A 7,661-nucleotide genomic window follows, 5' to 3' on the forward strand; every position below is an offset into this window, starting at 1 on the left:
TGACCGGCGAATTTTGCCGGCAATGTGGCGGGGCATGTCTGGTGTAAAATAAGAGAGGCTACTGGCCGAGGCAGAAACCCAACGGACCGTCAGCTTTGCCCTGTCCGGAGCTTCACAGCCGACATTCCGGAAACGGCCCAATTCCAGTCAAACCATCAAAGGCCAATATCGAACGGTTTGACCCGCTCCTTGGCTAGCTCGGGAGCCTTCTCGGGTTCAGCCTGTCGATCAGAGTTAGTCGCTTGGATTTGACCCAGCCTGAGTCCCTTCGCCGCCGATATGCCAAGTCGCTCGGTGATTTCAGCGGCTGATGTCTTCTCGCCCAGATTGGTCGCAATCCCTCGCCCAACTTTGTCTCGGTTGTCGACAATCAGCGTGAGCTCGTCTCGCAGGCGCGTGATCGTGACGAGGAAATTGCGCTGCGAGAGCAGTCGCCGCTCGCGACTGCCGAGCACGGCGATGCCCTTATCTGCCGTGAGGCCCTGCGCCATGTGAGCGTTGAGCGCGTAGGCGAGGTCGATCCGCTTCAACATCGGGTCATTCGGCTTCAGCTTATGCTCCATGCCGCTGGAGCTGGTGACGGTCACCCCATCCTGATCGATCGCGGTCACGGTTGCGCGGTCTGCATTTATCATTCCGCGCTGGTGATCGCTCGCAGTCCATCTGATCGCGTCTCCGGTGTACAGATCGAGATCCTTCTTCTCGAACAGCTGCAATGTTTGGTCGCTGCCCTTCGCCGACAACCTCGCTGGCACGAAGCGGCGCAAATGCCCCCGCTCATCGCGAAGCGTAACAACGCCCTTCTCGGTATCGACGGCGGCGATCTCATGGCTTCCGCGCCCAAGCCTATGGCGCGATTGGCGGCTTGCCACTTCAAGCATCATGCCCGGTTGATAGTTGCGCGCGTAGCGCAATTCCTCGCGTGTCGCATTCACACGGGTCAGAACCGCAAGCCTTGCGCTTGCTGGTCCGATTTCGCCATTGGCGGCGAGCCCGGTTTGAACGGCGGCATTTATCTCGGAGCGCAACCGACGACCTGCCGCGAAGATCGATGTGCGTTCGCGCTCGGCAGGCGGAAGGGACAGCCAGCGTTCCGCCGCGACGATTGCGCTGTCCTCCTGGACCTCGACGATATGATCCTTGAGATGTTCGAGTGCATCGCTGGTTTTGCCCGACTGGGCCGCCTGCTGCGCCCTCTTCAATGTATCTGAGCGCGCACGAAGATTGTGATCCATGCGCGCCGTTTCGGCCCCGACGCGCTGCGCCAGAGCGAAGGGCTTGCCCGCTTCGACAGCCCCTAACTGCTTTTCGTCGCCCATGAGCACGAGGCGATCGACTTTGAGCAGATTGGCAAGCCGGATCAGGCGGTCCTGGTCGCGGGTAGAAACCATTGAGGCTTCATCGAGAACGAGAACAGTGTCGCGATAATCTTCGCGCGCAGCGGCGATCTCGGCTTTGCCTGCCGAGCCATCAAGGAGCTTACGATTCTGTCCAAGAAAGCGATGCAAGGTCATCGACGGAATGCCGGTATCCTTCTCCAGCATGCGCACCAGTGTGTTCTGAACACCCAAGCCGATGACTCTCTTGCCGTGCTCTTCCAATAGCTGATTGAGGGGCCGCAAAACGCTCGACTTACCCGCCCCCGCCACACCCTGGACGGCTACCACGCGATTGGTCGACGAGAGGATCAACCGACCCGCCGCTTCCTGACCGGCATTCAATTTCATGCCGTAGTTGATAGCTGCGGACGCCTGCAAATATGGCCCAGCGCTCTCGGCATCGAGGATCGGAGGAACAGCGCCGTTCCCCTTCTCGATTTCAGCCAGCATGCGGGTCTCCAGCGTCAAGGCATCAGATGTCGTCAGCCACCCTTTCTGCGCGCCTCGCCCGCGTAACAGCGCGCCCTGCTGCGAGAGTTGCCCAATGCGTTTTTCGACTGACTTCATTGTAGTCGGCAGCCCGAAATCGAGCGACGCCTTGGCAAGATCAGTTGCCGTGAACGCCGCCTCTCGTTCGGACAAATGCCGCACCGCCGATGCAACCGCGTGAGCGGTCGCAATTTCTTCCCGGCCTTTCAAATGAAGCCGCTTGGGAATGAGCGGATCGCCCTCCTTGATGCCCATTCGCTCGGCAACGCTGGCGATCATTGCCCTGCCCCGTTCAAGCAAAGTGGGGCGATCATTTGCCCGCTTCATTGCCGCAACAGTCAACTCGTGTGAACGCAGCTTCGCGTCGCGCACCATGCCTTCAAGGTCGAGCCTCTTATCCCAAGCCTGTCCTTCCCATTGGGCCATCAAGGCACCGCGATCGACATCGCTTTGTTTGGCCTGCCGGGTCGCCAGCGTCGCCACCAGACCAGCCTCGAGCCCTCTGCCGCGCCGGGCCTCGAGGACCTCCTGGCGCCGCGTCGAGAAGGCCATCACCGCGTCACGGTCGATACCCTTCGCTTCGAAGTTGCCATGCTTTCCGAACTCGCCGATCCGGTAGCCAAGCTTCTCGACCTCGATCCGGAAGCGCGCCATCGTCATGGCATTGAGAAGAGTGTTTTGCTGCCACAGCTTGTCGTTGCGCAGCGCCCTCCACTCGCCGTCCTTACCCTGCGTCATATTGGCGACGACGGCGTGGAAGTGCAGGTTCGGTTCCTGATTTCGGTTGGTGTCGTGCTGGAACAAAGCAACGGTCAGGTTGTCGCTCGCATGAAGTCGCTCCGTCCCCCCCTTTTCAATGCGATACTGGGCCGCATTCTTCTCCGCCCATTGGAGCGTTTCGACGACAGCAGAACGGTATGCGTCAATGATCCGCTGATCCTTGCCGACGAGTGCCAACAGTGACCAGCTTTTGGGCAGTGAAAAGGTCAGATCTGTCCCGGCGCGGTGGTACTGACCCTGGTGCCCGATACGCTCGCCATTGGGCAGATCGCCGCGCAGGATTGCCTCGAACGCCTTGGAATCGACCATGCCCGAAAGACCCAGCCGCTCGGCACCGTTGCCTACCCAGACCCCGGATCGATCGGCGTCTGCTTTGGTATAGTAGTTGTCGTTGGCGAAGTAGTTAGCCGCACCGCCAGCCGAGCGCACATTAGCAACAGAAAGCATCGTTCAGCGCCCCTCGCGCTTTGCGGCTTTGCGCTCGCGATATTCGCGGATGCGTCGTTGGTAAGCGACCACCACACGGTCCCGCAATTCCTTGTCCTTGTGTGTGCGAAGCCAGCCATCGAGGGCGATCTTGGTGAAGAGCAGATCGGCCAGAACCTGATCTCGGAACGCATCGTCTTGAGGCTGCTCCAGAGCCTCGATGACGGTGAGTTTCAGCCATTGGCTGACGCTCATATGCGCTGCATCAGCAGCGGCTTTAACAAGGGCATGAAGGTCTTCGTCGACATAGCATTGAAGGGCAAACCGCACGGCGTCACCTGACGTTTGGCCGCCCCTCCTCGGCCCATTGCCCCCTCTGGACTGACATCAGTCTACGGCAGCGATCGCCCTGTAGGAAAACGATAATTTTCAATTTTAAATTAATGCTTTAGTGGCGAGCAACTCACATGCGAGTTGCGGATCGCGGAGTGACATCAGATGACATTACTTGGCGACAACTCCCGAAATCTCAGCAAAACCCGCAGAAATTCTCGCCTCCCAAACACCGGATCTCCGGGTACGGTGTGCCCTCCAATTTCCCATATTCCCCCGCGTGACCAGTCATTTCACCGGTTCGTTCTGAAGCGGTTTTCCAGCTACTTCCAGAAGGATCTCCGCGCCCGCGCGGCGAAGGAGCGATTGGAACTGAGGCCAATCTAAAGCACGGCAAAAGGCCCCGCTGGATCGTGCGAGCGAGGCCTTCGAGAGCGTTAGATTACGGTTGCGGTTAGGCGGCCTTTGCTGCCCCTCCTTCCTTTGCCCTCGCAAGGAAATCGACCTGTTCCGCGATGATCTCGCAGCCGTAGCGGGTCTTCCCCTCGGCGTCCGTCCAACGGCTATAGTGGATGCGGCCCGTCACCATGATCATCGCACCTTTCGCGACATGCGCGGCGACGCTCTTCCCAATGCCGTTGAAACAGGTGACCCGGTGCCATTCGGTCTCGGACTGGCGGTTGCCTTGAAGCTGCGCGTGGTGGCGAGCGACAGGCTGGTGATCGTGGCGCTGCCGGAAGTTTCGCGGACTTCGGGAGTGTTGCCGACAAAGCCAACCAGTGTGACGGTGTTCTTCATTGTTCGTGTCCTTTCAAGGCATTCGATCCGTCCAAGGGGCCATCCCTTTGACTGAGCCCCGATGAGGCCGGGCACGGGCAGGACTGCACCGAGCGTATGCGAGGGGAACCCCGCCGATCGGAGTGGTGCGGGCAGCCGCGCGAAGCGTGGCAACACGGTCCGAACGGGCGCGGGTTGCAGCGCCTGTCCGGGTTCGGCCAGGGGCGTGATCAGGTCATGAAAAGGGATTGGTTCTAGAGGGTCGGAAGAACTCTGGGAGCCGAACACGAGACACCGCATCCACTGCCCGTTTCCCTCGGGCAAATCCCTGTCCTGTCTTGTGAATCAGCCGCCTCTCGGCCAAGTATCGCACCATGAATGCTGTTGAGATCGAAGAAGCAATTTCAGAGCTGGCCGCCCAACCATTTGACCGGGCGGAGTTCCCCTTCGCGTTTCTCGAAGCGTTCGGGCGCAAGGCGAACACGCTGAAGCAATTGCGGGCCGGGACAACCAATGCCTCGGATCTTCCCGGCGGCGTCCTCCAACGCAACAATATCCACATCGCCACGTGCGATCCGTGCACGGTCGACGAGACGCTAAAGGCCCTGCGTGAAAGCCCCAAGACGGGCGCCGCGAAGGCCAAATTCATCCTCGCAACGGACGGCGTGGACTTGCAGGCGGAGGATCTGGTCAACGGCGAATCCGTCGCCTGCGCCTACACCGATTTCCCGAACCACTTCGGCGCGTTCCTGCCGCTTGCGGGCATCACAACCGTCAAGCAAATCCGCGAGAACAGCTTTGACATCCGCGCCACGAGCAAGCTCAACAAGCTCTATGTCGAACTGCTGAAAGAGAACCCTGACTGGGCCACGGCGGAGCGCCGCCCCGACATGAACCACTTCATGGCGCGGCTGATCTTCTGCTTCTTCGCCGAGGATACCGACATCTTCAACGGCGAGGGCCTGTTCACCTCCACCGTGGAGCGGTTCAGCGACCGGGAAAGCTCCAACACACACGAAATCATCTCGAACATTTTCCGCGCGATGGACACGCCCACGCGGCACGAGGGCAAGCTGGACGATCGCTATCGCAAGGCGGCGAACATCCCGCCCCACGCCGATGCCTTTCCCTACGTCAACGGCGCGCTGTTTTCCGGCAGTGTGGAAGTTCCACGCTTCAGCCGCATGGCGCGCAGTTACCTGCTGCATATCGGCGGGCTGAACTGGAAACAGATCAACCCTGATATCTTCGGCAGCATGATCCAGGCGGTCGCCGATGATGAGGAGCGCGGCGCGCTCGGCATGCATTACACCAGCGTGCCGAACATCCTGAAGGTGCTTAATCCGCTATTCCTGGACGACCTGCGCCAGCAGCTGGAGGAAGCAGGCGACAACGGCCGCAAGCTGCTCAATCTGCGGACCCGCATGTCGAAGATCAGGGTGTTCGATCCGGCCTGCGGATCGGGCAATTTTCTCGTCATCGCCTACAAGCAGATGCGCGAAATCGAGGCCGAGATAAACAAGCGGCGCGGCGAGAGCGAGCGCGACAGCGACATCCCGCTTACCAACTTTCGAGGCATCGAATTGCGCGACTTTCCGGCAGAGATCGCGCGCCTCGCGCTGATCATCGCCGAGTTCCAGTGCGATGTGCTCTATCGCGGCCAGAAGGTGGCGCTCGCCGACTTTCTCCCTCTCGACAGCGAGAACTGGATCACCTGCGGGAATGCTCTTCGATTGGACTGGCTGGAGCTCTGCCCTCCGTCGGGAAGCACGGTGAAGGTGAGAGGAAACGATCTTTTCAATACCCCACTTGAACAACCTGAAATCGATTTCGAAAATGAGGGCGGTGAGACCTATATTTGTGGCAATCCCCCATACGTCGGCGACAAGTTTCAGTCGCCAGAGCAGAAGGGAGACCTGCGACAGCTTGACGCTGGTAAACGCACTAAAGCGGTAGATTATATTGCAGGATGGTTTTGGAAAGCCTCCGATTTCATTCGAAGCGGAGGCTCATTCGCGTTCGTTTCGACAAATTCAATCTGCCAAGGGATACAGGTACCGCTTATTTGGCCTGCGATCTTCAAAAGAGGGCAGCGGATTGGATTTTGCCATAAGGACTTCTATTGGTCCAACAACGCTAGCAAGAATGCAAATGTGATCTGCATCATCGTCGGGGTCACCACCGACAAACCTCGCGTGCTCCGGATTTACGAGGGCGATACGAAACGGATAGCGCAGCACATCAACGCATATTTGATTGATGGCCCTGACGTCATCATTGCGAAGAGCCCTCAGAACATCAGCGGGCTACCACAGATGTTTGCTGGGAATATTCCAAGAGATCGCGGCAATTTCATGTTCAGCAAGGAAGAGCGAGACGCTGTTCTTATTACTCACCCGGGCAGCGCCGAACTGTTCCGAAGAATTTTTGGATCGAGCGAGTTCATCAATGATCTCGTTCGATATTGCCTTTGGATCGAAGATGACCAGGTTGATTTGGCACTTAGCATCCCGGAAATAGCTAATCGCCTGGCTGATGTTAGGGCTTATCGCGAGACTGGAAGCGAACGCGGAAAGCTGGGAATTGATACGCCGTATAGGTTCGAACGCACTATCGTTGGCGACAAGAGCCAGCTCATCATTCCAAGGGTATCCTCCCAGCGTCGAGAATTTCTCCCGGTTGGATTGCAGGATCGCTCGGCAATTATCTCTGATGCCGCACAGGCGATATACGATTCCCCAGTCTACGTTCTGTCACTTATTTGCTCGCGAATGCACATCTGCTGGGTAGGCCTAACGGCTGGGCGAATGAAGTCCGATTTCCGATATTCATCAGGCGTTTGCTACAATACCTTCCCCGTCCCCAAGCTCACGGAACAGCATAAAGCCGACCTGACCCGCTGCGCCGAGGATATCCTCCTTGCCCGCGAGGCGCATTTCCCCAAGACCATCGCCGAGCTCTACGATCCGGAGAAGATGCCCGAAAACCTCCGCCACGCACACGATCGCAACGACGAGGTCCTGGAACGCGTCTACATCGGCCGCCGCTTCAAAAACGACACCGAACGCCTCGAAAAGCTGTTCGAACTTTACACTAGAATGACCAGCGCAAAGGCTGCGTGAGGCATAGCGACAAGAAGCGTCGGATAGGGGGGCTTTGATGGATTGGCTGGCAACGGAAATAGGAAAGCTAAGCCTGCTTGGCGTTTACGGTCTCGTTGCCGGGGCGGTGGGTAGCTTGCTGTCGGGATATGTGTTCCCGAAATGGCTTCAAAAGCAGAAATCTGATCTGGAAGTTGAGGCCGAAAAACTACGCTTTAAGCTGAAGCGTCAGGAGCTAGGCCGTAAACTCATAAATTGACTTGCGCGGCGCGGGCGCGGTTGATTCAAGGCTTCGGGAAGGAGCTTTGGATGACGCGTCGTAGATTTGAACTGACCGATGATGAGTGGCTGGTGATCGAGCCGTTGTTGCCGAACA

General features: G+C 58.4%; 5 protein-coding genes and 1 pseudogene. 2 read left to right on the top strand and 4 right to left on the bottom strand.

Going from position 1 to position 7,661, the window contains the following annotated elements:
• Positions 1-155 precede the first annotated feature (155 nt).
• The 4 genes and pseudogenes from mobF to AC13CE_RS02055 form a co-directional block, all read right to left on the bottom strand.
• Entirely contained in the window at positions 156-3,095 is a 2,940-nt protein-coding gene (gene mobF, locus AC13CE_RS02040; protein WP_482971315.1) for a MobF family relaxase, read from the bottom strand.
• A gap of 3 nt (positions 3,096-3,098) precedes the next feature.
• On the bottom strand, positions 3,099-3,329 hold the full coding sequence (locus tag AC13CE_RS02045) for a hypothetical protein (RefSeq protein WP_482971316.1): 231 nt from the start codon (positions 3,327-3,329) through the stop codon (positions 3,099-3,101).
• Positions 3,330-3,861: 532 nt separating this feature from the next.
• Positions 3,862-4,050, bottom strand: a pseudogene (locus AC13CE_RS02050) (single-stranded DNA-binding protein); the annotation flags it as partial.
• The gene (locus AC13CE_RS02055) at positions 3,999-4,205 is read right to left on the bottom strand and encodes a single-stranded DNA-binding protein (RefSeq protein WP_482971317.1); all 207 of its coding nucleotides are present in this window, start codon (positions 4,203-4,205) and stop codon (positions 3,999-4,001) included. The pseudogene AC13CE_RS02050 and the gene AC13CE_RS02055, both read right to left, overlap by 52 nt.
• 353 nt (positions 4,206-4,558) lie before the next feature.
• Between AC13CE_RS02055 and AC13CE_RS02060 the strand changes: the two genes are divergently transcribed.
• Positions 4,559-7,306: a class I SAM-dependent DNA methyltransferase gene (locus tag AC13CE_RS02060; protein ID WP_482971318.1), complete on the top strand. Its 2,748-nt coding sequence runs from the start codon at positions 4,559-4,561 to the stop codon at positions 7,304-7,306.
• 37 nt (positions 7,307-7,343) lie between these two features.
• Positions 7,344-7,544 carry a hypothetical protein gene (locus tag AC13CE_RS02065; protein WP_482971319.1) on the top strand — a complete coding sequence of 67 codons (201 nt, stop codon included), beginning with the start codon at positions 7,344-7,346 and terminating at the stop codon, positions 7,542-7,544.
• Positions 7,545-7,661 lie beyond the last annotated feature (117 nt).

The organism is Qipengyuania sp. B-5 (assembly GCF_056857815.1).

Excerpts from the sequence above, each read along its gene's own strand:
- mobF (WP_482971315.1), bottom strand. The coding sequence starts at position 3,095 with ATGCTTTCTGTTGCTAATGTGCGCTCGGCTGGCGGTGCGGCTAACTAC.
- AC13CE_RS02045 (WP_482971316.1), bottom strand. The coding sequence starts at position 3,329 with ATGAGCGTCAGCCAATGGCTGAAACTCACCGTCATCGAGGCTCTGGAG.
- AC13CE_RS02055 (WP_482971317.1), bottom strand. The coding sequence starts at position 4,205 with ATGAAGAACACCGTCACACTGGTTGGCTTTGTCGGCAACACTCCCGAA.
- AC13CE_RS02060 (WP_482971318.1), top strand. The coding sequence starts at position 4,559 with ATGAATGCTGTTGAGATCGAAGAAGCAATTTCAGAGCTGGCCGCCCAA.
- AC13CE_RS02065 (WP_482971319.1), top strand. The coding sequence starts at position 7,344 with ATGGATTGGCTGGCAACGGAAATAGGAAAGCTAAGCCTGCTTGGCGTT.